The sequence below is a fragment of the Kribbella sp. NPDC026596 genome, from assembly GCF_040638415.1.
Taxonomy (GTDB): Bacteria; Actinomycetota; Actinomycetes; order Propionibacteriales; family Kribbellaceae; genus Kribbella.
On record NZ_JBEZYF010000094.1, the window covers coordinates 1 to 24,180 of the forward strand.

Sequence of the window (24,180 nt, forward strand, 5' to 3'; positions counted from 1 at the left end):
CCACCCGCTACGACAAACTCGCCACCATCTACCGAGGCGGCCTCGTCCTACGCGCCATCACACTCTGGCTTCGCGAATAAGGAGACACGCCCTAGTGCCGGTGGACGACGTGGCCGCCGCCGTGGCCGAGCGCATGGATCGCCAGCGCATCCTTGTTGAAGGCGGGCACACCTTCGCCTTCGTACTCGAAGAAGCTGCCTTGCGCTACCAGGTCGGCGGACCGGAGGTGCTGGCCGGGCAACTGCGCCACCTCCTCGACATCATGCAACTGGCCTCTGTGAGCCTCGGCGTGATCCCGGCAACTGTGGACCGGACACCACGGTGGCCGGTCGAAGACTTCTACATCTTCGACAACGCTCAAGCCAACGTCGAGCTCGTGTCGGGATTCCTGACAATCACGCAGCCCCGCGAAATCGCCATGTACGCCGAGACCTTCGCTGCGCTCGCCAAGCTCGCCGTCTACGGTTCCGCGGCGCGCACCCTCATGAAGGCCGCGCTCGCCGGCATACCTGCCTGATTCACTGCCCGGGCAGAGGCCGCGCGCAAGTTCGCGCAAGTTCGTCGAGGCGGCCGCCTGTCACCTCTTACCGTCACGACGTGACCAAGGGGCTGATCTCTCTCACCGGTGCGAGTGGCTACTCGCTGTTTGGCAATCGCCCGACGACACGGTCTGACAATGGCGAGTCGAAGGCTGAAGCACAGCAGGCCTACGCCTACCTCCGTCGGCATCTCCTGATGTTCGAGTCGGAGGTCAACCGCACCAAGCAGCGGTTGACATACTTTGCGGTGGAGTCAGGTTTTGAGCTCTCCGCCACCTTTGTAGAGGAGGTAGAGACGGGGCCGTTGGCCTTTGAGCGGCTGCTGCAAGCGGTCATCCGGGACAAGGTCGAAGTGGTGATCCTCCCGAGTATGTTGCACTTCGCCGTTCTCGGAGCTCCGACCCATGTCAAGGACTACTTCGAGGCCGCAACTGAGGCACGCGTTGTCACCATCCTTGGCGCGGTGCCCCGCGAGCCCGAGTTGTTGCCCAGGACTCCAACTCTGCTCCGCAGAACTCTCCGACCCTGTACAAGACCGACGGGGGAAGCTGTTGATCCAAGTGCAAGAGATCACCGCGGATGACCTGACCGAGCTGACGGGCAGCTTCAAGCGCAGCATGGTGCATCTGGAAGCTCGTGACGCCTACGGAACCGATACCGAGTTGCCCCATCTGGCCAAGTGGCTCGCGGGAGAACCGGATGACTTCGCCTGGTTGCAGGACTGGTGCGAGAAGATCGCAGCTCACGTGAACGCCGGTCGATCTGCGAGGAGGATCAAGATCGTCTCCGAGCCGCTCAGCGACTATCAGCGGTGGGCTTACGGCGCCTTCACACCGATCGCCGAAGCTGGCGAAGACATCCACTGGGTCCCACGGCCGCGCGTCTCAACCGTCGGTATCCCGGGCAACGATTACTACCTCTTCGACGGCAAGCGAGTTGTCTTCCTCCACTACGCCGGTACCGGACTGAACACCAGCTTCACCACGACGACCGATCGAGAGGTAGTCGAGATGTGCTCGTCCGCTTTCGAGAAGGTCTGGGCGCTGTCGATCCCCCACAGCGAGTACAAGTCCACCTGACGCTTGATGCGCCTGCACATATCAAGCAGCAAGTTGAGCGGCTTCTAGGGGCGGTCCTACCTGACCGGTGCGGCGGCGTCTTGATCCCTGCGGCGGCGCCGCCGCGCCGTACCACTTGAGCCGCGCCGCCTCCGCCAGGGCTGAAATTAAGGTGGCGGTGGTGTCGATGTGGGGTGGGGGTGTTCGTGTAGGTGGTGTCAGCACGTAGCGGGAGGTTGGGATGAATCAGTACTTGCTGAGCATTTATCAGCCGGATGGGCCGCCGCCTGGCCCGGATGTGTTGGGGCCGATCTTGCGGGAGTTGGAGGCGTTGAACGGGGAGATGCAGGCGGCGGGGGTTTGGGTGTTTGCTGCCGGGTTGCATCCGCCGGAGACTGCGACTGTGTTGAAGGCGTCCGATGACGAGGTGCTGGTGACGGATGGGCCGTTTACCGAGGGGAAGGAGCACCTTGGGGGGTTCACCGTGATCGAGGTCGAGGATCTGGATGCCGCGCTGGGGTGGGCTCGGCGGTTGGCGAAGGTGTTGCGGCCGTTGTCGGTTGAGGTCAGGCCGTTTCAGTCGTGAATTCTGAGATCGCCGGGGTGTTCCGGGCTGAGCATGGGCGGGCGGTTGCCGTGCTGGCCCGGGTGTTCGGCGATCTGGAGATTGCCGAGGACGCGGTGCAGGACGCGTTTGCCACGGCGGTCGAGAAGTGGCCGGAGACCGGCGTACCGCCGAGTCCGGCTGGGTGGATCATCACGACCGCCCGGAACCGGGCGATCGACAAGTTGCGGCGTGAGTCGGCGCGGGCGGACAAGCAGGCCCAGGCCGCGCTGCTGCGCGCGCAGGACGAACCAGTGGAGGAGGGCGCCGTGCACGACGACCGCCTCCGGCTGATCTTCACCTGCTGCCACCCGGCGCTGGCGCTGAACGTTCGCGTCGCGCTCACGCTCCGGATGCTCGGCGGCCTGACCACGGCTGAGATCGCGCACGCGTTCCTTGTCCCGGAGCCGACGATGGCGCAGCGCCTGGTTCGCGCCAAGGCGAAGATCCGCGCGGCCGGCATCCCCTACCGCGTGCCGTACGAAGCCGATCTACCCGAGCGCGTCCGCGGTGTACTGGCGGTCGTCTACCTGATCTTCAACGAGGGGTACGCCGCCTCGTCCGGCGAAAGCCTCGTCCGCGACGAACTGAGCGCCGAGGCGATCCGTCTCGGTCGACTCCTGGTGGAGCTCATGCCGGATGAGCCCGAGGCAGCCGGTCTGCTCGCCCTCATGCTCCTCCAGCAGTCCCGCCGTCCCGCCCGAGTCGCCGCCGACGGCTCGCTGATCCGCCTCTCCGACCAGGACCGCGCCGTATGGGACCGCGCGCTGATCGACGAAGGCCAAGACCTGGTACGCCGTTGCCTCCGCCGCAACCAACCCGGTCCGTACCAACTCCAGGCAGCCATCAACGCCGTCCACTCCGACGCCACCACCGCCGCGGACACCGACTGGCGCCAGATCCTCCAGCTCTACGACCACCTCCTCACCCTCGAACCCACTCCAGTCGTCGCCCTCAACCGCGCCGTCGCCGTCGCCGAGGTACACGGCCCAGCCGCAGCCCTAGCCCTCGCCGACGACCTCGACCTCGGCTCCTACTACCTCTTCCACGCCATCCGAGCCGACCTGCTCACCCAACTGAACCGCCGAGCCGAGGCCCAAACCGCCTACGCCACCGCCCAGTCCCTAACCACCAACCAGGCCGAACAAAACTTCCTCCAGTCCCGCCTCGATCGGCTTTGACTGTCGGTGGTGCCTGACAGGCTTCCGCGCATGACGGAGCCGCCTGCACTGCACAACTGGCACATCGAGCCGCGGGAGTACGCGCGCCAGGAGAGCCGGCGCGGCCGCCGACATGCATACGAGCATCTCGATCCATCGCGGACTGCTCTGGTCGTCGTGGACATGGTGCCGTTCTTCGTCGGGCTCGGCGGGTACCAGCAGGGCATCGTGCCGAACATCAGCCGGCTCGCGGCCGGACTGCGCTCGGCCGGCGGGACCGTCGCCTGGGTGGTGCCCGGGTACACCGAGCCGACCGCGGTGGATGTCGAGTTCCTCGGTGCGGAGGTGGCCAAGCTGTTCGCTGAGTCCGGTGGGAGCGGGCCGGTGCGCGAGCGGATCTGGTCGGAGTTCGAGGTCGATGCCGCGGATTTGCTGGTGGAGAAGACTGCGGCCAGCGCCTTCTTCCCTGGGTATTGCGACCTCCATGAACAACTGTCCGAGCGCGACATCGACACCGTGCTGATCACCGGCACCGTGGCCAACGTCTGCTGCGAGTCGTCCGCCCGGGATGCGAGCACGCTCGGCTACCGCGTGCTGATGGTCGCCGACGCCAACGCCGCCCGCCGCGATGAGGACCTCAACGCCACGCTCTACACCGTGTACCGGACATTTGGTGACGTCAGGACCACGTCCGAGGTACTCGCGCTCCTCGGCGACTAATCCGCCGAGGCCAGGTCTGGCGGTGGGGGCGGCGGGCGGGTCCGGGGGTTGGGACGGGGAACCGGTGGGCTTGAACAGGTTATTGCTTGTCCAAGCCCACCACGAGGTGTCCGAAGCCCCCGGCCGGATGCCTCTAGCGGGACTTGCGCTTGTCGCGGCGTGAGCGGTCGGTGCGGTCTCGGTGGGTGGTGTACGGGGAGCGGCGGGCCGGGGGGCGGGTTATGCGGAGGAGGAGGCCGGCTACGGCTCCGGCGGCGGCGCCGAAGAGGGCGGCGAAGGGGGAGAGGGCGATGGCTGAGTGGGTCCAGTCGGTGTGGTCGGGGCCGCTGGTGAACCAGGCGAAGGCGACGCTGACGACGACCATCACGAACGCGCCGAAGACGGCGCCCGACACCGCCTCACGGCTGCCCATGTCACCACGGTAAGCGCGCCGCGGCGATGTGGACCGCCGAGTGGGCGTGCCGTCTGCAGGAGGTCGGTGAGTTGTCGCCGGGATGTGGAATGTGGGGTGGGCGCGCCGCCGGATTCAGTAGGGTCCGGGATGTGCGGGGATTCGAAGTGGTGTGTGAGGTGGAGCCGCCGACGCGGCCTGATTTGAAGAAGGTGCGGCACCAGATCGGCGTGATGAGCCCGATCGCGGACGCCTTCCTGATCCCGGACAACCACATCGGCCGGGCCACCGTGTCGAGTGTCGCGGTGGCGAACGAGGTCCAGGCGATGGGCTCCCGCGGGATCGCCTGCCTGAACTCGCGGGATCGCAACCTCCTCGGGTTCAAACGAGATCTCCTGACGGCAGCGGCGTACGGCGTCGAGCAGTTCCTCTTCGTTCACGGAGACGACCCGGCCGAGGGTGCCCGGACCAGCCAGCTGACGGTTCGCACGATGATCGAGCAGGCTCGCCAGACCTCGTACCCGGGCTGCAACCCCTTCCAGGTCGGCGCGGCCACCCGCCTCCGCCCGGTCCCGCGCTGGAAGGCGGAGGCCGACTTTCTGTACGTCCAGGTCAGCTACGACCTCGACGAGCTGCTGCGCTGGCGGGACAGTGTCGCCCTCGACATTCCCGTGTACGCCGGGGTGATGGTGCTCGCGTCAGCCAAGATGGCGCACAACCTGGCCTCCCTGCCGCAGCTGAAGATCCCGGAGACCCTGATCGACGCGGTCGAGCTGGATCGCGACGCCGGGGTGGATCATGCTTGTGAGCAGATTCTGGAGATCCGTGACTCCGGCGCCTTCGACGGCGTTCATCTGATACCGGTCAGCCGCTACCGCCAGGTTGCTGCCCGGCTCGAGCGCGAACTCCGACCGCCCCGGGTCGCACCGGATCGGGCCGGAACCGACTAGTCTCCTGCAAGCAGGGGTTGTACTGACGGGAGGTGGGAACGTGGGTGTGCCTGGCAAGGGGTTGATCGAGGGGCTGAAGGTCACCGCGAAGACGCTGGCCCGCCGGTCCGTCACCGAGCAGTACCCGGATGTCCAGCCGGAGTTGCCGCCGCGCACCCGCGGGGTGATCGCGCTGCTGGAGGAGAACTGCACGTCCTGCATGCTGTGCGCCCGGGAGTGCCCGAGCTGGTGCATCTACATCGACTCGCACACCGAGACCGCGCCGTCGGTCGGTGAGCAGGCCCGGGAGCGCAGCCGGAACGTGCTGGACCGGTTCGCGATCGACTTCAGCCTGTGCATGTACTGCGGGATCTGCATCGAGGCCTGCCCGTTCGACGCGCTGTTCTGGTCGCCGGAGTTCGAGTACGCCGAGACCGACCTGCGCAACCTGACCCACGAGAAGGAGCGCCTGCGGGACTGGATGTGGACGGTTCCCGCGCCGCAGCCGATCGACCCCGGCCCGACTGTCACCCCGGCCCCGGAGGGCGAGGCGTGACGACAGTCCTCTTCAGCGTTGCCGGAGCAGTCGCCCTCGTTGCCGCCGTCCTGGTCGTCACCTCCCGCCGGATCGTGCACGCCGCGCTCTGGCTGGTCGTCGCCCTCGGAGCGATCGCCGGTTGTTTCGGCGCCCTGCGGGCCGAGTTCGTCGCGCTGGTCCAGATCCTGGTGTACGTCGGCGCGATCGTCGTCCTCGTCCTGTTCGCCCTGATGCTGACCAAGGCCCCGACGAATCCGTTGCCCAATCTCACCACCGGCCGCAGCCCGTTCGCCGCGGTCGTCGCCGCCGCGCTCGCACTGCTTCTCGGCACCGGCGTGGTGCTTGCCTTCAGCAACGAGAAGGTCAAGCCGGTCGCCGACGGATCCGCGAAGGCCGTCGGTACGGCGGTGTTCAAGAACTGGGTGCTGCCCTTCGAAGTCCTGTCGGTCCTCCTGCTGGCCGCGCTGATCGGAGCGATCGCCCTGTCCCAGCGGAAGAAGGAGGACTGACATGCCGTTGATCCTCCCGCTGCTGCTGGCCGCCGCCTTGTTCTGCATCGGCGTGTACGGCGTCCTCGCCCGGCGCAACGCGATCACGATGCTGATGTCGTTCGAGCTGATGCTCAACGCGGTCAACCTCAACCTGGTCGCCTTCGACGCCTGGCGGCTGGACGAAGCCACCGGCCAGACGCTCGCGGTCTTCGTGATCACGCTGGCGGCGGCCGAGATCGGCCTGGGGCTGGCGATCGTACTGCTGCTGTTCCGCGGGCACGGCAGCGTCGACGCCGACGCGGCCCGGGACCTGGTCGAACAGGAGAGGGCCCAGTGATCGCGACCGTCTGGCGGGTGGCCGGCGTCGGCTTCTCCCTGCTCGTCGTCCTGATGGCCATCCTTTTGTACGGCGCCGACCCCGGCCAGACCTCGTTCCTGAACTCGTCGGTCGGCGACCTCACCATCGGCTTCGCCGTCCGCACCGACGACCTGACGGTTGTCATGCTCGCTGTCGTCGGCGTGATCGCGACCTGCGTCCAGGTCTACTCGCTCGGATACCTGCACCAGCGTCCGGCCTCGTACCACGCGCTCGTCACGTTGTTCACCGCCGCGATGGTGACCGTGGTGGTCTCGGACAGCCTGTTCTTCCTGCTGATCGGGTGGGAGGTGATGGGCGCCTGCTCGTACCTGCTGATCGGTCACTACTGGGAGCGTCGCGACGCGCGCTCCGGTGCGGTGAAGGCGTTCCTGATGACCCGGCTCGGCGATGTCGGGTTCCTGTTCGGCATCTTCGTTATCGGTGTCGGCGCCGGCACGTTCCGGATCTCCGAGCTCGACCCGGCTGCCATCTCGCCCGGCGTACTCACCACCGGCACTCTGCTGCTCCTGGTCGGCGTGGTCGGCAAGTCGGCTCAGGTTCCTTTGCAGACCTGGCTTCCGGACGCGATGCCCGGCCCGAGCCCGGTCAGCGCACTGATCCACGCGGCGACGATGGTTGCCGCCGGCGTCTTCCTGATCGCTCGGCTCTACACCATCTTCTCCGCCTCCGAGACCACGATGACCGTGCTGGCCGTGGTCGCCTGCGTGACCATGCTCTTCTCCGCGCTCTGTGCGATGGCCGCGGTCGAGGTGAAGCGAGTCCTCGCCTGGTCGACCGTGAGCCAGTTGGCGATCATGTTCTCCGCGCTCTCCCTGGGTACGGCGGACGGCCGGCACGCAGCCCTCTTCCACCTCGTCACGCATGCCGCGTTCAAGGGCCTGCTGTTCCTCTGCGCCGGTGTGCTGCTGCACCAGGTCGGTAGCGCGGCCTTCGTCGTACTGCGTCGGTACACCCGCCGCGGGCGGCTGCGAAAGGCGTTGCCGGTCACGTTCATCACCATGACGATCGGGCTCGCCGCGCTGGCCGGCGTCCCGGGAACCGCCGGGTTCTTCTCCAAGGACGCGATCATCGAGGCGGCCTGGGAGCAGGCGCGGGACGGGTCGGTCGTCGGTTGGATCGTGCTCGTCTCGGTCTGCATGACGGTGGCATTGACCGCCTTCTACTGCGTGCGGATGTGGTTGTGGGTGTTCTTCCGGACGCCCGCGCTCGCCGGTGCGCCCGGTGCCTTCGAGGACGACGACGATGCGATAGCCGACCTCGACGATCCTGACACCTCCAAGTTGCGGGACGCGCCGTGGGTGATGCTCGCGCCGCTGGTCCTGCTGGCGGTGGCCTCGATCGTGCTCGGGTACGTCGACGGCGTCCACCTGAACTGGGTGATCGGGTTGGTATCGACCGCACTCGTGGTGCTCGGCGGACTCCCGGCGTACTCGCTGTGGTCACGAGGTGCGGATCCGCGGCCGGTGGTGCTGGAGCGTGAGTTCGGCGTCGACACGGCGTACCGCGGTCTGTTCGTCGTACCGGTGCGGTGGCTCGCGAAGCTGACGGTGGCGGGGGATCGGGATGTGATCGGCGGTTATGTACGCGCGGCTGGACGGACCGGGACCTTGGTGTCGCAGGGGCTGCGGCGGTTGCAGACCGGGAACGTGCAGACCTACCTGACCGCGGCCGTGGTCGGCGTCGTCGCGCTGGCAGTGCTCGCCGGGGTGATCGGCTCGTGAACGCGATCCTGCTGGGGATTCTGCTGCTGCCCATCCTGGCCGCGCTCGCCTTGTGGGTGATTCCGGCGGGCATCGGCGATCGCCTGGCAGCGGCGTACGGGTCGGTGATCTCGGTGCTCGTGCTGGTCGGGGCGGTGGTGCTCTGGCCGCGGACCGAGGGCTGGTGGGGCTACACCCCGCAGGACGGGCGCCCGCTGAACGCGACGACCGACGTGCCGTGGATTCCGTCGCTCGGGGTGCGATTCCACGTCGCGGTGGACTCGATCTCGATGCCGCTGATCGTGCTGACCGCGCTGCTGACCTTCCTCTGCTGCCTGTACTCGCTGAAGATCACGCCGCGGATCGGCCGGACCAGGTCGCTGATCGCGTTGCTGCTGGTGATCGAGGCCGGCGTGATCGGCACGTTCTCCGCGATGGACCTGGTGCTGTTCTTCGTCTGCTTCGAGATCGTGCTGATCCCGATGTGGCTGGTGATCGACATCTGGGGTGACGAGCACGATCCGGTCGGGCGGAAGCGGGCGGCGACGACGTTCGTCCTGATGACCGTGCTCGGGTCGGCGCTGATGCTGCTGGGGTTCCTGCTGGTGTATCGCCAGGCGGGGACGTTCGACATCGTCCAGTTGAGCAACAACCCGGTGCTCGGCGGTCACGGCGTACCGCTCGCGGCGGCTTTGCTGATTGCGATCGGTCTCGCGGTGAAGGTGCCGCTGTGGCCGCTGCACATCTGGCTCCCGGACGCGCATGCGAAGGCGCCGACGGTCGGGTCCGTGCTGCTGGCCGGCGTGCTGCTGAAGATGGGTACGTACGGCCTGATCCGGATCCTGGTCCCGGTGCTGCCTGATGCCACCGTGACGATCGCGCCGTACCTGGCCGGCTTCTCTGTGGTGGCGATCATCGCCGGCTCGCTGGCCTGTCTGGCGCAGACCGACGTGAAGCGGCTGATCGCGTACTCGAGCGTCGGGCACATGGGGTTCATCGTGCTCGGGATCGCGACGCTGTCGCCGGCCGGGCTGCGCGGCGCACTGTTCGCGAACATCGCGCACGGGATCATCACCGGCCTGCTGTTCTTCCTGGCCGGCGCGATCAAGGACCGCCACGACACCAGCGACCTGCGGGCGATCGGCCGGGCCCTGTACGCACGGTTGCCCCGGATCGGAGCGTTGTTGACGTTCGCCTGCCTGGCGTCGCTCGGGCTGCCCGGCCTGGCCGGGTTCTGGGGCGAGATGCTGGTGCTGCTCGGCGCGTACGACCCGGCGGAGCCGTTGCCTCGGACAACGTATCTGGTGTTCATGGTGATCGCCGGACTCGGCACCGTGCTGACCGCGGCGTACTTCCTCCGCCTGGTCCGCAACCTGTGCCAGGGCGACCCGGCCGAGCACCCGGCGACCGCGTTCGCCGTCGACCTCAGCCGAATCGAGCTCATCACCTGGGCGCCGCTCATCGCCCTGACCGTGCTGCTCGGCGTTTGGCCAGGCGTCCTCCTGCACCAGTGGGTGAGTCTGTGACTGTGCTTTTGGCCGGGCCTTCGGCGCCGGCGGGGTCATGGGGCTTTGACTCCCGCCCTTCCCTCGTCGCTCCAGTCGCTTCGCTCCCTCCACTCCTCAGTCCAGGGCGGGAGGCCCCATGACCCTGACTTGGACTGATTGGCAGGCGATCGCCGTACCGTTGGTGCTGGCGATCGGTGCGGTTGCCGTGTTGCTGGTCGACAGTTTTTGGAAGAGTGCACCGCTGCGGTTGCGGCACACGGTTGTGACGCTGCTGACCATGGCCGTGATCCTGTTCGGACTGGTGTTCGCCTGGGCGCAGCGGGACGGCTTCAAGCCCGCGTTCTGCCGGCCTGCGGTCGAGGGGCCGGCTGAGTGCAGCCTGGTGTTCGAGCCGTTGACCGCCGGGCTGTGGGCGGTGCTGCTGATCGGCGGACTCGGGGTCGTCGGGTTGTCGGCGTACAAGCTGCTGGCTTCGGATGTCCCGATCGGTGAGTACCACTTCCTGCTGCTGAGCGTGCTGGTCGGCGCGACCGTGCTGGCCGGGGCGCGGGATCTGGCCACGATGGTGATCGCGCTCGAGGTGGTCTCGCTGCCGAGCTTCGCGATGGTCGCGCTGCGCCGGGACCGGCGGGGATCCGAGGGTGCGCTGAAGGCGTTCCTGGTGTCGGTGCTGTCGACCGCGGTGATGCTGCTCGGGATCTCCTACCTGTACGGCGTGACCGGCTCGCTGTACCTGACCACGATCGCCAACCGGCTGACCGGGCTCGATCCGGACTTGAGCCGGGTCGCGTTCGCGGCCGGGCTGTTCGTGATCGTCGGGTTCGCGTTCAAGATCGCGGCGGTGCCGTTCCACGCCTGGCTGCCGGACACGTACGTCGGTGCGCCGGTCGAGGTCACCGCCTTCCTCGCGGTGGTGTCGAAGTCGGCCGGGGTCGCGGGGCTGCTTGTGCTCGTGACGGCCGGGGTCGCGCCGGACGGGTCTCAGTTGCGGACGGTCGTCGCCATTCTCGCGGCCGTGACAATGACGGTCGGGAACCTGGCCGCCCTGCGTCAGGTCGAGGCGGTCCGGCTGCTGGCGTGGTCGTCGATCGGTCAGGTCGGGTTCCTGCTCGCGCCACTGGCCGTCGGCGATGCCCAGGCTGTCGTCGGGTATCTGGCGGCGTACGTCGTGGTCACCCTCGGAGCCTTCGGGTCGGTCGCGGTCGTCCAGCGGCACCGGCCGGCCGGGCTGCTGTCCGACTACCGCGGGATGGTTCGCTCCGAGCCGGGGCTGGCCGCTGCGCTGATCTTCTTCCTCGTCGTGCTGGCAGGTCTGCCGCCGGGTCTGGCCGGTCTGTTCACCAAGTTCGCCGCCTTCCAGGCGGTCATCGACGCACACCTCGGCTGGCTGGCGATCGTGATGGCGATCAACGTGATGATCGGCCTGGCCGTCTACCTCCGCTGGGTCGCCGAACTCTTCCGCCTCCCCGCCGACGACCCCTTCTCCGTCGATATCGAAACCCCAGCCGTCACCATGATCTCCATCTGCGCCGCCGTCGCCGCAGTCCTCTCCATCCTCCCCAGCACCCTCTTCTCCCTAGCTACCTGATCCGGCCTGGTCCTGCTTCGCCAGGAAGTCCTCGTATTGGGTCCGGACTCGGCGCCAGAGGGCGTCGCGGTCGGCTGGGGTGTAGTGGGGAAGGGGGAGGTGGAAGACGTCGGCCAGGACAGCGAAGTAGTCCTCGGGGTTTTCGATGATGGTGTTGTCGATGCGGTCGGTGAAGATTTCGGTGAGGCCGACGGAGCGTAGGGCGACCGCCGAGGTGGGTTTGCGGCGGAAGACGGAGGCGACGCGGCGGAACGCGGAGTCCGGGTTGGTGGAGAGGTTCAGGTGCTGGGCAACGAAGGCGTCCAGGCCGACCGTGGCCGACTCGAAGTCCATGCCGATCAGGTTGGCCCGCGGGTCGTGGTCCATCCGCCAGCCGTCGGTCTTCTCGGACGGACGCAACCGCAGGGTGAACGGCTCCTGATACGTACTGCCCACCTCCAGCGGCAGCGGGTGCACCAGAGCTTCGCCGAGTCCGGCATCGACCAGCCAGACGCGGTCCGGATCCTCGACGAGTCCGCTCACAGTCAGCACCATGTGGCTGGCGTCGACGTCGCCGGGGCGATTCGGAGTCTGCGCGCCGCCGCGGTGCATCTTGACGCGGTAGCCGAGCTCGGTGAGCAGCAGGGCGAGGCAGCCGTTGAGCTGGAAGCAGTACCCGCCGGTCTCCCGCGCGATGATCCGCTTCGCGACCTCCTCCGGCTCCAGCGGACCGCCCGGCGTCAGCTGGTACTGCACGGATTCGTACGGCACCTGGTCCACGAACGACTCGTGCAGCCGCGACAACCCCTCCAGCCGCGGCGGACCGTCGTACTCGCCAAGTCCGATTCGCCGCAGGAACGCCCCAGTATCCACCGGTCTAGGCTAGATGAGGTGATCGACGTACTCGCCCCGGCCGAAGCGATCCAAGCCGCCCCCGAGCTGGCGTCCGTCTACCTGTCCGCCTTCGGCGCTCCTGGGTACGACGAGGAGCCCGAGAGGGCCGAGCAGTTCGCGAGCGAGCAGATCCCGACCCACTCCGAACGCGACGACTTCAAACTGGTCGTTTCCCGAGCCGGAGGCGAGATCACCGGATTCGCCTACGGGTTCACCGGACACCGTGGGCAGTGGTGGTCGGACAGGATCGCGGCTGCCGTGACGCCGGAGCTCGCGGACGAGTGGATCGGCGGTCACTTCGAGGTCGTGGAGCTGGCGGTGAGGGTCGAGGCTCAGCGCCAAGGGCTCGGGGCGGAGTTGATGAACGCGTTGATCGAAGACCTTCCGAACCGCCGGGCGCTGCTCACGACGTACTCCGACGATCGCCCGGCGCCGAGGCTCTACCGGCGGCTCGGCTGGAAGCTGCTCGTACCGGACCTGGGCTGGGGCTCCGCGCTCTATGGTTTGGACAGAGGAGTGCCCGTCGGCCAGTGACCTGGCAGGGTAGGCCTCATGACTTCTGAGCGGATCTATGTCGGGAGCTATACCAGTCAGCCGGAGAGCGGGGACGGGATCGCGTTCGGTCCGCTGGACGGCCTCGCGCCGGTGGTGACGACCGCCGATCCGTCGTTCCTGGTCAGGTCCGCGGACGGCCGGTTCCTCTACGCCACCGACGAGGGGAGCGACGGGATGGTCGCCGCGTTCGCCATCCAGCCGGACGGCGGGCTGGAGCGCCTCAACGACCAGCCGACCAACGGCAACGACCCGTGCCACCTGGACATCGACCCGTCCGGGCGCTACCTGCTGTCGGCCAACTACACCTCGGGTTCGGTCGCGATCCACCCGATCGGCGCCGACGGTTCGCTCGGGGAGGCGACCCAGTTCCTCCAGCGCGAGGGCACCGGGCCGAACCGGGAGCGCCAGGAAGGGCCGCACGCCCACCAGATCGCGTTCGACCCGGCCGGTACGTACGTCTTCGACATCGACCTCGGCTCCGACACCGTCTACTCGTCCACGCTGACCGAGGACGGGCAGTTGAAGGAGGTCGACCGGCTGCACATCCACCCGGGCGCCGGTCCGCGGCACATGGTGTTCCATCCGCGCGCGGGAGCGGCGTACGTGATCAACGAGCTCGACTCCACGCTGACCGTCTGCGGCTACTCCGACGGCAAGCTGCAGATCGTGCAGACCGCGTCGACCCGGCCGGCCGACTCACCCGGTGAGAACTACCCCGCGGAGCTGCTGATCTCCGCCGACGGCCGCTACCTCTACGGCTCGAACCGTGGCGACAACACGGTCGCGGTCTTCGCGATCGCCGCCGACGGCCTGTCCGTCGAGCTGGTCCAGACCATCGGCTCGGGCGGTGACTGGCCCCGGCACCTTGCCTTCAGCAACGACGGCACCCGCCTGTACGCCGCCAACGAGCGCTCCAACCAGATCGCCACCTTCACCATCGCCGACGGCCGCCTCACCCAGGAGGGAGACCCCGTCAGCTGGCCGAAGCCGGTCTGCATCCTGCCGGTCTGACGACTCACTCGGAAGCAGTACGCCGACCGCCGGCCACCGCGAGCGCCAGGCCGGCGGCGGCAACCAGAGCGGCGGCGAGGAAACCAGAGCCGCGACCCAAGCCGGCCGCGACCAGGCCGAAGGTGGCTGGGCCGAGGCCGGTGGCCAGGTCGATGCTCATGCTGACCGTGCCCATCACGGCGCCGCGCTCGCCGGCGCCGGCGCGGTCCAGAGCCAGCATCATGATCGCCGGTGTGCCGAGCGCGACGCCGATGCCCAGGACCGCCGTACCGAGAACGAGACTCGGTACGGTCGGCCAGCCGCCGATGAGCGCCAGTCCGATCGTGCTGCAGAGCAAGGAGACCCGGACGCACCGGACAGCGCCCAACCGGTCGGGGATGCGCGCGCCCACACTTCGGATGACCACGACGATCGCGGCGAATCCGAACAGCACGAAGCCTGCGCCCGGCAACCCCAGATCGAGCGCGTACAGCGGCACGAACGCCAGGAACCCCGCCATTCCCCAGACCAGCGCGACCAGGAGCAGACCAGGTACGACGGCCGCCCGCGGAATCAGCCGCACCGGCTGGTCGCCCGGGTCGTCCGTTGTCGGCTCGCGGGTCTCACCGACGCGCAGCGCGAGGAGTACGGCGACCAGCGCCGAGCCGGCCGCGACCAGCCAGACCGTGCCGAAGCCCGCCAGGCCGCCGAGCCCCTCGCCGATCGGCGGCCCGATCGCGAGACCCGCGTACAGGGAGAGGGAGAACAGGCTGATCGCCTCACCGCGGCGCTCGGCCGGGGCCAGGTCACTCATCGCGGTGACGGCGCCTACGAAGAAGAATGCGTCGCCGACGCCGGTCAGCAGCCGGAGCGCGGAGAGTGCGCCGACGGAGTCGACGAGGCCATAGGCGGCAACCGAGGCAGCGAAGGTGATGCCGCCGCCGATCATCGCAATCGAGCGGCCATGCCGGTCCACCAGGCGTCCGGCCCAGGGGCGCAGGATCAGCGCGGACAGGCTGAACGCGGCGACCACGAGGCCAACCGCGAGGTTGCCGCCGGCCAGTTGCCCGGCGACGTATCGAGGCACGGCCGGCACCAGCATTCCGTCGGCGAGGAAGTAGGCGAGCCCGGCCGAACCCAGCAGGACGAACTGCGGGGTGACGAGTCGGGGGACGGTGGAAGTCGCTGCTGTACTCATGGCATCTCCTCCGGTGAGGCCCACAATGGCCGTACGGGCTCCACCGGAGCATCGGTAGATCTGCCCATCTCCGAGCGGAGCCGGGGAGGTGCGCGCGATGGCGAAGGAGGAGCTACGGCTCGCCGAGCTCCTCTGCGCGCTGTCCGTGAGCCTGGACCTGGCCATGGCACAGACGCCGGAGAAGTCGATCCGCAGCTGCCTGGTCGCGACCCGCCTGGCGGACAGGCTCGGGATCACGGACCGGCACACGGTGTACTACGCGACTCTGCTGCGGCACCTGGGCTGCACGGCCACCACCCACGAAGAGGCCTACCTGATGGGCCCGCGCGCCGCGGAGCTGCGTCCGCTCGCCGAGCGCACCGACGCCGCCAACCGCCGTGAGTCGCTGGCCCTGCTGCGGCAGGTCGGCCGCGGGACCGGTATCCGCCGGCTACGGTACGTCGCTCGCACGGTGATCGCCGGCGAGGACGACCTGTACCGGGCGATCTGCGAGGTCGGCAGCATGCTTGCCGAAGGCCTCGGTCTCGGCTCAGGCGTTGCCGAGGCGCTCTACCAGAACCTGGAGCGCTGGGACGGAACAGGTGCGCCGAAAGGCCTCGCCGGCACCGAGATCCACATCGCCACCCGCATCGGCGAGGTGGCAACCCAGGCCGTCATCTTCCACAGCCTCGGTGAGCCGGTCGAGCAGACACTGCGGCAGCGCCGAGGTACCTGGCTCGACCCGGACGTCGTCGCCGCGTACGACGACGACCTCGTCGCCGACCTGGCCGAGATCGACGCGTGGGAAGCGATCATCGACGCCGAGCCGCGCCCCTGGCGCCGTACGCCGGAATCCGGTTTGGACGAGGTGGCCCGGACGTTCGCGTACTTCGTGGACCTCAAGTCGCCCTACCTGTTCGGGCACTCCACCGGGGTAGCGACGCTGGCCGACGAGGCTGCGCGGCTGTTACAGCTCGACGACACCGAGCGGGCGACGCTGCGTCGGGCCGCCCTCCTGCACGACCTCGGGCGCGTGGCGGTGCCCACCGCGGTGTGGGAGCGGCCCGGTCCGTTGCGGCGGGCCGATTGGGAGCAGGTGCGGCTGCATCCGTACCAGAGTGAGCGGATCCTCGCGCGGTCCGCAGTACTCGAGCCGATCGCCGTACTGGTTGCTCTGCACCACGAGCGGCTCGACGGCACTGGCTATCCGCGGCAGGCGAAGGGCAATGAGCTGTCCACCGCGGCGCGGATCCTGGCGGCGGCGGATTGTTATCAGGCTTTGACACAGGACCGGCCGCACCGGTCGGCGCACTCACCGGAAGGTGCCGCGGAGCTCATCCTGGCGCAGGTGTCTGTCGGCCGGCTCGATGCCGATTGTGTGAAGGCAGTGCTCGCGGCGGCCGGGCACCAGGTGCCCGGCCGCCGGATGTCCCGTCCCGCCGGCCTGACCGAACGGGAGGTCGAAGTACTGCGTCTGCTCGCACGCGGCTCGTCCAACGTCGAGATAGCGCGCGAACTGGTCGTGTCACGCCGTACCGCGGAGCACCACGTCCAGCACATCTACACCAAGATCGGTGTGTCCACGCGGGCCGCTGCAGCGCTGTTCGCGATGCAGCACGGCCTGCTCACACCGTGACGAGCTTCTCGAACAAGAACTCGTGCTTGAGGAACGACACGTCGTACTCGTGACCCGGCTGCGGCGGCAGCAACTGCGCGGCCTGGAACAAGCGCCAGCCGTCCTTCAGTGCGTCGAGTCCGGTCGCGTACGGCGGGACGTCGCTGTCACCCGTGGTCGGGTTGGTCGCACCGGTTCCGTCGTACGTCGACCAGCCGACGGTGCGGGCGTCGAGCGCGGACGAGGCCAGGTAGAGGACCAGGACCTGCTGACGCACAGACGTCTGCTGGGAGACCTCGGAGGCGGGGGCGGTCATGCCATCTCCTTCTTCGCGGCGTGCGGGTTGAGGCTGCGCTGGGCGACGACGCGCTGCGGGCGGTTCGAGACCCGGGTGACCCAGAACTCCGGGTCGAAGGTGTCGTCACCGGTGAGGGCCTGCCACAGCTTGATCCGGTTGTACTTCTCCAGCCGGCCTGTCGCGTTCTCGTACCACGGGAACGACTGGTCGAGCTCGCGCGCGACCTGCTCGTCGTACAGGTCCTCGAGGTCCCACAGCCGGACCTGACGCACGGTCGGGTTGAACCGGATCTTGAACATGTAGCGGTCGATGCTGCTGTCGTTCTTGCGGCCGCCGTGCCAGATGCCGTGGTGCAGGAACTGGACGGTGCCGGCCGGGCAGACCAGCCGGGTCTGGCCGAGCAGGTTCTGGTACCGGCCGGTGTCGGACTCGTTGGTCCGGCGCAGGTGGCTGCCGGGCACACTCAGGGTGCCGCCCATCTCGAGCGTCACGTCCTGCGGGTAGTACATGAGTTGTACGTCGAAGGCGTCCTCGCGGACGTCGATGATCGCGTCACCGTGCAGGTTCTGCGCCTCGCCGGAGTTCGCCTTGCGGATGTGCACGGCGTGGTGGTCGACGGTCGGCTCGGGACCGACCAGGCTGTGAATGGCGCCGGCGACCTCGGGCAGCTGCACCAGCCGCTGGACGAACTCGCTGTCCACGAACGCCTCCGACAGCGGGGTCCCGTAGGGGACACCCGGGATTCCGGCCTTCAGGACCTCGATCGCCTGCTGGTTCATCTCGTCCGGGACGACGGCGTCCATCCGGAACGACCCGGTGGCCACGAAATGCGCCATCTGAACCGAGGTGAGTAGGTTCTTGCGATGCGGATGGGGCATGAGTCTCCCTCTCGGGGTAGTGGTTACTACTCCTCCAGGTTAAGTTCGGAGATCGCTTGCTCGCGTGGGCTGTGATCACCACTGGTGGTAATTTTTCACCATGCTCGAATTGCACCTGGCCGCACCGCCGGAGGTGGTGAACGTCGGCGCCGGGATCCACGGCGTCCGCGGTCTGCGGGACGTGTTCCGGCTGCCCGACCTGTGGCAGTTGCACCTGTACACGTACTCTGCCGACCTCAAGGTCGCAGGTACGACGTACTCGGTGGCGCCGGGCTACGTGTCGCTGACGCCGGCCGGGACCCAGGTCCAGTTCGACTACCGCGGTCGCTCGGAACACCTGTACGCGCACTTCCGTCCCCGAGTCACGGGCGAGCCGTCGTACGTCCCCGTCGTACAGGACGCTGGAGACGCCGCGCCGCTGCTGTCCGGTCTGCTGCGATCGGCGGTGGAGGCGTCACCGTCAGGGTCCGCACGGATGACGGCCGAGGTGTGGACCGCGTTGTGGCGCATCGTCGACCTGACCGCCGCGACCACCGAGGGCGACGCCCGCCACCCCGCGGTCTCGACAGCCGTCGCGTACGTCGAAGCGAACCTCACCCAGCCGCTCACGGTTCCCGGCCTCGCGCGGATCGCCGGGATCTCCCACAACCACCTGACCCGCCTCTTCCACGCCGAGACCGGCATGACCGTGATCGCGTACATCCGCCGCCGTCGAATGACTCGCGCGCGCCACCTGCTGGTCTCCTCGACCCTCTCCATCCCCGCGGTCGCCGCCTCGGTCGGCATCTCGGATCTGCAGGCCTTCAACAAGCTCTGCCATCGCGAGCTCGGCGGATCCCCTCGCTCGATCCGTAATGCAGTGGCCGGGCCGGTCGCCGCGGGCTAGCGTGCCGGGCGTGTATGAACTTGTTCCGGTCGCCGAGGCGCCGCAGTACGACGAAGAAGCCGAGCAGCGGTTCGTGGAGGAGTGGCCGGAGTTCATCTTTCACGACGCCGAGGTGAAGAAGTACCGCGAGCGGCGTGCGGAGTTCTTCCGGGACTGGGAGTTCTACCTGGTCTCCGCCGACGAGCGGTTGATCGGCGGCTGCTGGGGTGTCCCGATTGCCTGGGACGGGACCGTCGACGACCTTCCCGCGGGATTCACCGACACGCTCGCGCGGTCGGTCACGTCGTACGAGCAAGGTGTTGTGCCGAACACCTTTGTCTTGATGGCGGCCGCCGTACGGAACGACGAACAGGGCCGCGGTCACGCTGGTCGAGTGATCACCGCGGTCCGTGATCGGGCCATCGCCGGTGGGCTTCCACAGGTCATCGCGCCGGTCCGGCCGACGTTGAAGTCGCGCTATCCGTTGACGCCGATCGAGACCTTCATGACGTGGACCCGTGAGGACGGCCTGCCGCTGGATCCCTGGCTGCGAACCCACGTCCGGCTGGGCGCGACGCTGCTCGCGCCCGCGCCGGTGTCCCAGACGATGACTGGCACAGTCGCCGAGTGGGAGAAGTGGACCGGGATGCTCTACCCATCCTCCGGCACGTACGTCATCCCTGACGGCCTGACGGTGTTGGACATCGACCGTACGGCCGATACAGGCGTCTATCGCGAACCGAATATCTGGATGCGGCACGCCTAGCTATGGGGACGTGAGAAGGCGGTGGTGACCGCGGCGGTTCGGCTGGTGACGCCGAGGCGTTCGTAGATGTTCTCCAGGTGCTTGCGAACGGTGCCTTCGGCAACGAACAGCCGGCGGGCGATCTGCGTGTTGCTGTGCCCGTCGGCGACCAGGCGCAGGAGCTGCAGCTGGCGGGTGGTCAGATCGGGTACGCCGGTCCGGCGCTGCTCGTGGGCGCGGTAGATCTCGATGAAGTGCGGCCGCAGCATCGTGAGCAGCAGCCGCTCGCGTTCGGTGAAGTCGGGGCCGGACATCCGGAACAGCAGCAGTCGACGGTCTTCCGCACCGCGGACGGGCAGCGGGACGGCCACCTCGTGCCCTACGCCGATCAGCCGGAACCACTCGCCGACGATCGAATCCGCCAACTGTCGGTCGGTGAGGTAGTCCGACACCTTCCAGACGGTCTCGTAGTCACCGGTGAGCTGCGGCCGGCAACACGTCTCGCCCTCCCAGTACGAACGCCAGAACAGATCCTCCCAGCCGGACTCGAGCTCGTCGTCGACGTCGCCGACCACCTCGAGCCCGATGAACTCGCGATCCAGTGGCCGGCTCACCTGGTACGTGATGACCTCGGCGGGGACGAGCTCGCCCAGCGCCCGGAGGAGGTCTCGCGGGAACACCTCCTCGGGCCCGGCCTGCCGGCCACGGTCGACGACGTCGAGCATCGTGCGCAGGTCGCGTTCGGTGACTGTCAGCTGGTCCACCATCGCCGTACCCCTCCCCGCCGCCAGGCTATGCCCGCGACGACGTCGGGCCTATACGTCGAACTTCGTATGGCTGGACGTGGTCCCGCGTAGCCACGGTGGGGGTTCGGGGACGGCGTCGAGTCGTCCATCATTTCCGTCAGGGGGGACGACTCATGAAAGCACTGTTCCGATGGTCGGCGGCTGCCTTCGCACTCATGCTCACCGCAGTCGGGTGGTCGCCGACTGCGACCGGTGTGCCAACCTCGCCGGCGTCCAGGGCGGTGTCGGCGCAGCCGGTGCTCGATTGGAGCCGGTATGCGACCCAGGCGATCGTCGCCGGGCGGCCGCCGGCGAGTTCCGAGGTGCTGCTGGGGATCGTGCACATCGCGATCGCGGACACCGTGGCCGGTTTGGGATACGGCCGGCCGTTCCGGTTCGCCGTACGACCGCACCGGAAGGCGTCTGCCGCAGCCGCGGTTGCCACCGCGACGTACGACGTACTGCGGGCTCGCGTGGCCGCGCCGGGGCTGGACGGGACGTACGCCGACTATCTGGCCGGCGTACCGGATGGGGTCGGCAAGGCTCGTGGCATCAAGCTCGGGCGGTCCGTGGCTGCCGCCGTACTCGCGTGGCGCGCAGGGGACGGCCTGGGCAACACAGTGTCCTATCACCAGCCGAAACCCGGCCCAGGAGTATGGGAGCCGACCCTGCCGACGCCACCCGTGGACATCGTGCTTACCCAGGTCAGGCCGCTGGCACTGCGCTACCGTGCGCAGTTCCGTCCCGACGGACCAGATGCGCTGACGAGCAAGCGGTACGCGCGTGATGTTGCCGAGGTCGCCTCACTCGGCCGCAAGGACAGTACGACGCGGACTGCCGCGCAGACCGAGACTGCGATGTTCTGGTCCGAGCAGACCGCGCAGCAGTGGAGCCGGGCGCTGCTACAGCTGGCATCCGACCGGCATCTCTCCCTCTCCGGCGCGGCGCAGATGCTCGCGCTGGCGCATGTGTCCGCCGGCGACGCGGTCATCGCCTGCTGGGACGCGAAGTTCCACTACGTCTCGTGGCGTCCGGTCCACGCCATCCAGCGCGCCGGCACCGACGGCAACCCGCGCACGCAGGCCGACCCGACCTGGCAGTCCTTGCTGAATGTGAACCACCCGGAGTACCCCTCCGGCCACGCCTGCTTCACCGCCGGCGTAACCAGCGCTCTCCGCGCCTTCTTCCACACCACCAAGGTGCCCCTGGTCATCACCAGCCTGGTCACCAACACCACGCGCTCGTACCCCAACCTCTCCGCCGTGCGAGCAGACGTCCGACAAGCCCGAATCCTCGCCGGCCTCCACTTCCGCCACTCCATGCTCGACGGCGACCAGCTAGGCACCCAAGTCGCCACCTGGATCGCTGCCCATAGCTAACGCGGCCAGGCCCTTGGTGAGGATGCCTTTGACTACGGAGAGGGCGTTGGCGTTGTCGGGGCCGGTGATGACCTGGTCGGCCCAGGTGACGACGTCTTCCAGGGCTCGGACGTGCCGGTAGTAGCGGACGGCCTCGTCGTCGATGGGGTGGGGGCCGTAGCCGGCGAGGAAGGCGTCGAGGTGCTCGGCGGTGGTGGGGCCGACGTCGCCCATGCCGCCGAGCATGAACATCAGGTCCTGTTCACGCGGGGCCAGGATGACGTCGTCCCAGTCGATCAGGTGCAGGTGGTCGTCGACGAGGACGTTGCCGAGGTGCGGGTCGCCGTGGCAGATCACCCGGGGACCGCTCGGCTCCGGCGGGCGCGCGGTGCGCAGGTTGGCGATGGTGTCCTCGTGCTGCTTCCACACCGCGCCCAGCTCCTCCTCGAGCTCGTCCTCGGGCGCCTGTGTGGTTAACCGCGCCTCCAGCTTCTCCGCCACCGCCGGGACCCGCGCGTCGATGTGGCTGTGCTTGGGGAGCGCGTCACGCAGCCGGTGCGGCGGTTCCGCGTCGTGCACCCGCCGGATGAGTACGCCGTACTCCGTCCACTGCTCGCTGGTGAGCCCGCTGTCGGCCGCGCGTACGCCGTCGATCCATGGCGTGATCGTGAGCCGCTTCTTCTTCCCGTGGAATGTCCAGAGTCCACCTTCGGTGGTCCGGATCATCTCCGGGATCCCCCGCAGCCCACTGTCCGCCAGGAACGCGGCTGCCTGGTGGCCGGTGTTGGTGCCCGCGCCACTCCACTTCACGGCGTACGTATTGGTGGCCGTCGTGGCCCGCCAGACCTGCGCGGCCAAATCCGCGCCGTGCGCCACTGGTGAGAGTTCCACCACATCCAGCCCGAAGTCCTCGAGCACCCACCGCCGCAACAACGTGTCTCCCACGCCCGCCAGCTTGCCCGGCAACCGGTCGCCTATGCGACCCGATTACCGGGACTGTGCCTGGCCTTGATCAGCGGTAGTTGACGAACTGGACGGCGAAGTCGAGGTCCTGGCCCTTGATCAGGGCCTGGACGGCCTGCAGGTCGTCGCGGCTCTTGCTGGAGACGCGGAGCTCGTCGCCCTGGATCTGGGCCTTGACGCCCTTCGGGCCCTCGTCGCGGATCAGCTTGGACAGCTTCTTCGCGTTCTCCTGGGTGATGCCGGCGTTGATCGAGGCGTTGATCTTGTAGATCTTGCCGGACAGCTTCGGCTCGTCGGCCTCCAGCCCCTTGAGCGAGATCTGCCGCTTGACCAGCTTGTCCTTGAACACGTCGAGGACGGCGTTCACCCGCTCCTCGGTGTTCGCCTGCATGTCGACCGCCTCACCGGACCACTTGATGCCCGCGTCCACGTTCTTGAAGTCGAACCGCTGGCTGATCTCCTTCGCCGCCTGGTTGACGGCGTTGTCCACCTCCTGGTGATCGACCTTGTTCACGATGTCGAAGGAGGACTCCGAAGCCATGGGCAGTTCCTTTCCGATTTGCTGTCAGGGGCACTGTCTGTTGTATCGTCTCCCACGCCGGTTCACGAACCGGCAGCACCCTGGCGGGTTGCCCGAGTGGCCAAAGGGAGCAGACTGTAAATCTGTCGGCGTATGCCTACGCAGGTTCGAACCCTGCACCCGCCACCAGTACCAAAATCAGCCCCTGACCTGCGGAAACGCAAGTCAGGGGCTGCTTCGTTGTGTCCGGCCGGCGGAAGTACACTGCCCTCTCATGTCATCCGAGCAGGTCACCGTCGGCCCGGTCGAGCTCAGCTACACCCTCATCCAGGACGACTGGCTCGACGGCTTCATTGCCCACCGGCGGCACCTTCGGCGTCCCTGGCTGATCCCGCTGGTGATCGTCGCCGCGGTCGTCGGCCTCGTCCTTTCTGCCGACTTCAGGGACCTGTCGGCGGGTGACGTCGCGGCCCTCGGCATTTCGGCGCTCGTCGCCATCGGGATCGGCCTGCTGCTGTTCCGGCTCCTCATCGCCGCCCGCTGGATGTATCGCTGGCCGGTACGCCTGATCATGCGCGGGAATCCCTGGCTGACCGAGCCCATCCGAGCCACCGTGGATGACTCCGGGTTACGTCTCACCAGCGCAAGCCGGAGCGAAACAGCCGCCTGGTCAAACTACCTGCGGTACGTCGAGACCGACCGGTCCTTCGTTCTGCGCGCGTCCGAGCGACTTGGTGCCGCGATACTCGTGCTGCCGAAGCGCGGCCTGGTTACGGGCGATCCCGCGCCATTGCGGGCGCTGCTCGAAACCCACTGCCGCACCGCTTAAGTGATCAGACGGCGTTCGCGGCGTACTCGTCGAGCGCGTCCAGATAATGGTTCCTGTCGGCTGCTGTCAGCCAACTGATTGTCCTGTCGCGACGCAGACCCCTTCTAAGGAAGCTCTAAAGGTG

27 protein-coding genes, 1 tRNA gene and 1 pseudogene are annotated in these 24,180 nt (G+C 68.0%); 21 read left to right on the forward strand and 8 right to left on the reverse strand.

The features are described from left to right. Window positions 1-76: 76 nt before the first annotated feature. From AB0E63_RS42340 to AB0E63_RS42365, 6 genes are all read left to right on the forward strand, one after another. Entirely contained in the window at window positions 77-517 is a 441-nt protein-coding gene (locus tag AB0E63_RS42340; RefSeq protein ID WP_360379404.1) for a DUF5753 domain-containing protein, read from the forward strand. A gap of 80 nt (window positions 518-597) precedes the next feature. Further along, window positions 598-1,122, forward strand: a complete 525-nt coding sequence (locus tag AB0E63_RS42345; RefSeq protein WP_360379322.1) for a hypothetical protein — start codon at window positions 598-600, stop codon at window positions 1,120-1,122. Further along, window positions 1,100-1,618, forward strand: coding sequence for a DUF6879 family protein (locus AB0E63_RS42350; protein WP_360379324.1), 519 nt, complete (start codon window positions 1,100-1,102; stop codon window positions 1,616-1,618). Before AB0E63_RS42345 ends, AB0E63_RS42350 begins: the two co-directional genes overlap by 23 nt. 220 nt (window positions 1,619-1,838) lie before the next feature. Continuing rightward, the gene (locus tag AB0E63_RS42355) at window positions 1,839-2,183 is read left to right on the forward strand and encodes a YciI family protein (protein WP_360379327.1); all 345 of its coding nucleotides are present in this window, start codon (window positions 1,839-1,841) and stop codon (window positions 2,181-2,183) included. Continuing rightward, window positions 2,180-3,382 carry an RNA polymerase sigma factor gene (locus AB0E63_RS42360; protein WP_360379329.1) on the forward strand — a complete coding sequence of 401 codons (1,203 nt, stop codon included), beginning with the start codon at window positions 2,180-2,182 and terminating at the stop codon, window positions 3,380-3,382. The genes AB0E63_RS42355 and AB0E63_RS42360 overlap by 4 nt, the downstream gene beginning before the upstream one ends. Window positions 3,383-3,412: 30 nt before the next feature. Next, on the forward strand, window positions 3,413-4,081 hold the full coding sequence (locus AB0E63_RS42365; RefSeq protein ID WP_360379332.1) for an isochorismatase family cysteine hydrolase: 669 nt from the start codon (window positions 3,413-3,415) through the stop codon (window positions 4,079-4,081). 133 nt (window positions 4,082-4,214) lie between these two features. Here AB0E63_RS42365 and AB0E63_RS42370 read toward each other — a convergent pair whose 3' ends face one another. Next, window positions 4,215-4,493: a hypothetical protein gene (locus AB0E63_RS42370; RefSeq protein ID WP_360379335.1), complete on the reverse strand. Its 279-nt coding sequence runs from the start codon at window positions 4,491-4,493 to the stop codon at window positions 4,215-4,217. Between the two features lie 131 nt (window positions 4,494-4,624). Here AB0E63_RS42370 and AB0E63_RS42375 point away from each other — a divergent pair, with 131 nt between their 5' ends. From AB0E63_RS42375 to AB0E63_RS42405, 7 genes and pseudogenes are all read left to right on the forward strand, one after another. After that, a complete protein-coding gene (locus AB0E63_RS42375) occupies window positions 4,625-5,422 on the forward strand; it encodes a methylenetetrahydrofolate reductase (RefSeq protein WP_360379338.1) in 798 nt (265 codons plus the stop codon). Between the two features lie 163 nt (window positions 5,423-5,585). Then, window positions 5,586-5,819: pseudogene (locus AB0E63_RS42380) on the forward strand (4Fe-4S binding protein); the annotation flags it as partial. 134 nt (window positions 5,820-5,953) lie between these two features. Continuing rightward, window positions 5,954-6,448 carry an NADH-quinone oxidoreductase subunit J gene (locus tag AB0E63_RS42385; protein ID WP_360379341.1) on the forward strand — a complete coding sequence of 165 codons (495 nt, stop codon included), beginning with the start codon at window positions 5,954-5,956 and terminating at the stop codon, window positions 6,446-6,448. A gap of 1 nt (window position 6,449) precedes the next feature. Then, window positions 6,450-6,767, forward strand: coding sequence for an NADH-quinone oxidoreductase subunit NuoK (nuoK, locus tag AB0E63_RS42390; RefSeq protein ID WP_360379343.1), 318 nt, complete (start codon window positions 6,450-6,452; stop codon window positions 6,765-6,767). Next, window positions 6,764-8,530, forward strand: a complete 1,767-nt coding sequence (locus AB0E63_RS42395) for an NADH-quinone oxidoreductase subunit L (protein WP_360379345.1) — start codon at window positions 6,764-6,766, stop codon at window positions 8,528-8,530. The genes nuoK and AB0E63_RS42395 overlap by 4 nt, the downstream gene beginning before the upstream one ends. Continuing rightward, window positions 8,527-10,035, forward strand: coding sequence for an NADH-quinone oxidoreductase subunit M (locus AB0E63_RS42400; protein ID WP_360379347.1), 1,509 nt, complete (start codon window positions 8,527-8,529; stop codon window positions 10,033-10,035). The genes AB0E63_RS42395 and AB0E63_RS42400 overlap by 4 nt, the downstream gene beginning before the upstream one ends. A 118-nt stretch (window positions 10,036-10,153) precedes the next feature. Next, a complete protein-coding gene (locus AB0E63_RS42405) occupies window positions 10,154-11,605 on the forward strand; it encodes an NADH-quinone oxidoreductase subunit N (RefSeq protein ID WP_360379350.1) in 1,452 nt (483 codons plus the stop codon). Here AB0E63_RS42405 and AB0E63_RS42410 read toward each other — a convergent pair. After that, window positions 11,594-12,457: an arylamine N-acetyltransferase gene (locus AB0E63_RS42410; protein WP_360379352.1), complete on the reverse strand. Its 864-nt coding sequence runs from the start codon at window positions 12,455-12,457 to the stop codon at window positions 11,594-11,596. The genes AB0E63_RS42405 and AB0E63_RS42410 overlap by 12 nt on opposite strands. A gap of 18 nt (window positions 12,458-12,475) precedes the next feature. On the opposite strand from AB0E63_RS42410, the gene AB0E63_RS42415 reads away from it, so the two are divergent. Next, window positions 12,476-13,012 carry a GNAT family N-acetyltransferase gene (locus AB0E63_RS42415; RefSeq protein WP_360379355.1) on the forward strand — a complete coding sequence of 179 codons (537 nt, stop codon included), beginning with the start codon at window positions 12,476-12,478 and terminating at the stop codon, window positions 13,010-13,012. Between the two features lie 18 nt (window positions 13,013-13,030). Beyond that, the gene (locus tag AB0E63_RS42420; RefSeq protein WP_360379358.1) at window positions 13,031-14,044 is read left to right on the forward strand and encodes a lactonase family protein; all 1,014 of its coding nucleotides are present in this window, start codon (window positions 13,031-13,033) and stop codon (window positions 14,042-14,044) included. A gap of 4 nt (window positions 14,045-14,048) precedes the next feature. Here AB0E63_RS42420 and AB0E63_RS42425 read toward each other — a convergent pair whose 3' ends face one another. Beyond that, window positions 14,049-15,221: an MFS transporter gene (locus AB0E63_RS42425; RefSeq protein ID WP_360379360.1), complete on the reverse strand. Its 1,173-nt coding sequence runs from the start codon at window positions 15,219-15,221 to the stop codon at window positions 14,049-14,051. 97 nt (window positions 15,222-15,318) lie between these two features. Between AB0E63_RS42425 and AB0E63_RS42430 the strand changes: the two genes are divergently transcribed. Further along, entirely contained in the window at window positions 15,319-16,836 is a 1,518-nt protein-coding gene (locus AB0E63_RS42430) for an HD domain-containing phosphohydrolase (protein WP_360379362.1), read from the forward strand. Here AB0E63_RS42430 and AB0E63_RS42435 read toward each other — a convergent pair. Further along, window positions 16,826-17,131 (reverse strand): hypothetical protein, encoded by a 306-nt coding sequence (locus AB0E63_RS42435; RefSeq protein WP_360379365.1) that lies wholly within the window; start codon window positions 17,129-17,131, stop codon window positions 16,826-16,828. The genes AB0E63_RS42430 and AB0E63_RS42435 overlap by 11 nt on opposite strands. Then, a complete protein-coding gene (locus AB0E63_RS42440) occupies window positions 17,128-17,991 on the reverse strand; it encodes a phytanoyl-CoA dioxygenase family protein (protein ID WP_360379367.1) in 864 nt (287 codons plus the stop codon). Before AB0E63_RS42440 ends, AB0E63_RS42435 begins: the two co-directional genes overlap by 4 nt. 100 nt (window positions 17,992-18,091) lie before the next feature. Between AB0E63_RS42440 and AB0E63_RS42445 the strand changes: the two genes are divergently transcribed. Further along, complete coding sequence (locus AB0E63_RS42445; RefSeq protein ID WP_360379370.1) at window positions 18,092-18,877, forward strand: helix-turn-helix domain-containing protein; 786 nt, start codon at window positions 18,092-18,094, stop codon at window positions 18,875-18,877. A 10-nt stretch (window positions 18,878-18,887) separates the two neighbouring features. Beyond that, complete coding sequence (locus AB0E63_RS42450; RefSeq protein WP_360379373.1) at window positions 18,888-19,622, forward strand: hypothetical protein; 735 nt, start codon at window positions 18,888-18,890, stop codon at window positions 19,620-19,622. On the opposite strand, the gene AB0E63_RS42455 is transcribed toward AB0E63_RS42450, so the two are convergent. Beyond that, window positions 19,619-20,368, reverse strand: a complete 750-nt coding sequence (locus AB0E63_RS42455) for a response regulator transcription factor (RefSeq protein ID WP_360379375.1) — start codon at window positions 20,366-20,368, stop codon at window positions 19,619-19,621. The genes AB0E63_RS42450 and AB0E63_RS42455 overlap by 4 nt on opposite strands. A gap of 152 nt (window positions 20,369-20,520) precedes the next feature. On the opposite strand from AB0E63_RS42455, the gene AB0E63_RS42460 reads away from it, so the two are divergent. Further along, a complete protein-coding gene (locus AB0E63_RS42460; RefSeq protein WP_360379378.1) occupies window positions 20,521-21,765 on the forward strand; it encodes a vanadium-dependent haloperoxidase in 1,245 nt (414 codons plus the stop codon). On the opposite strand, the gene AB0E63_RS42465 is transcribed toward AB0E63_RS42460, so the two are convergent. Beyond that, complete coding sequence (locus tag AB0E63_RS42465) at window positions 21,724-22,689, reverse strand: aminoglycoside phosphotransferase family protein (RefSeq protein WP_360379381.1); 966 nt, start codon at window positions 22,687-22,689, stop codon at window positions 21,724-21,726. The two genes, AB0E63_RS42460 and AB0E63_RS42465, sit on opposite strands and share 42 nt — an antisense overlap. Before the next feature lie 67 nt (window positions 22,690-22,756). Further along, entirely contained in the window at window positions 22,757-23,248 is a 492-nt protein-coding gene (locus AB0E63_RS42470) for a YajQ family cyclic di-GMP-binding protein (protein ID WP_360379384.1), read from the reverse strand. A gap of 82 nt (window positions 23,249-23,330) precedes the next feature. Between AB0E63_RS42470 and AB0E63_RS42475 the strand changes: the two genes are divergently transcribed. Together AB0E63_RS42475 and AB0E63_RS42480 are read left to right on the forward strand one after the other, a co-directional pair. Beyond that, window positions 23,331-23,416, forward strand: a tRNA-Tyr gene (locus tag AB0E63_RS42475). Between the two features lie 85 nt (window positions 23,417-23,501). Continuing rightward, on the forward strand, window positions 23,502-24,056 hold the full coding sequence (locus AB0E63_RS42480; RefSeq protein WP_360379386.1) for a YcxB family protein: 555 nt from the start codon (window positions 23,502-23,504) through the stop codon (window positions 24,054-24,056). Window positions 24,057-24,180: the final 124 nt, after the last annotated feature.

Excerpts from the sequence above, each read along its gene's own strand:
- AB0E63_RS42355 (WP_360379327.1), top strand. The coding sequence starts at position 1,839 with ATGAATCAGTACTTGCTGAGCATTTATCAGCCGGATGGGCCGCCGCCT.
- AB0E63_RS42365 (WP_360379332.1), top strand. The coding sequence starts at position 3,413 with ATGACGGAGCCGCCTGCACTGCACAACTGGCACATCGAGCCGCGGGAG.
- AB0E63_RS42370 (WP_360379335.1), bottom strand. The coding sequence starts at position 4,493 with ATGGGCAGCCGTGAGGCGGTGTCGGGCGCCGTCTTCGGCGCGTTCGTG.
- nuoK (WP_360379343.1), top strand. The coding sequence starts at position 6,450 with ATGCCGTTGATCCTCCCGCTGCTGCTGGCCGCCGCCTTGTTCTGCATC.
- AB0E63_RS42405 (WP_360379350.1), top strand. The coding sequence starts at position 10,154 with ATGACCCTGACTTGGACTGATTGGCAGGCGATCGCCGTACCGTTGGTG.
- AB0E63_RS42420 (WP_360379358.1), top strand. The coding sequence starts at position 13,031 with ATGACTTCTGAGCGGATCTATGTCGGGAGCTATACCAGTCAGCCGGAG.
- AB0E63_RS42425 (WP_360379360.1), bottom strand. The coding sequence starts at position 15,221 with ATGAGTACAGCAGCGACTTCCACCGTCCCCCGACTCGTCACCCCGCAG.
- AB0E63_RS42430 (WP_360379362.1), top strand. The coding sequence starts at position 15,319 with ATGGCGAAGGAGGAGCTACGGCTCGCCGAGCTCCTCTGCGCGCTGTCC.
- AB0E63_RS42435 (WP_360379365.1), bottom strand. The coding sequence starts at position 17,131 with ATGACCGCCCCCGCCTCCGAGGTCTCCCAGCAGACGTCTGTGCGTCAG.
- AB0E63_RS42440 (WP_360379367.1), bottom strand. The coding sequence starts at position 17,991 with ATGCCCCATCCGCATCGCAAGAACCTACTCACCTCGGTTCAGATGGCG.
- AB0E63_RS42445 (WP_360379370.1), top strand. The coding sequence starts at position 18,092 with ATGCTCGAATTGCACCTGGCCGCACCGCCGGAGGTGGTGAACGTCGGC.
- AB0E63_RS42455 (WP_360379375.1), bottom strand. The coding sequence starts at position 20,368 with ATGGTGGACCAGCTGACAGTCACCGAACGCGACCTGCGCACGATGCTC.
- AB0E63_RS42460 (WP_360379378.1), top strand. The coding sequence starts at position 20,521 with ATGAAAGCACTGTTCCGATGGTCGGCGGCTGCCTTCGCACTCATGCTC.
- AB0E63_RS42470 (WP_360379384.1), bottom strand. The coding sequence starts at position 23,248 with ATGGCTTCGGAGTCCTCCTTCGACATCGTGAACAAGGTCGATCACCAG.
- AB0E63_RS42480 (WP_360379386.1), top strand. The coding sequence starts at position 23,502 with ATGTCATCCGAGCAGGTCACCGTCGGCCCGGTCGAGCTCAGCTACACC.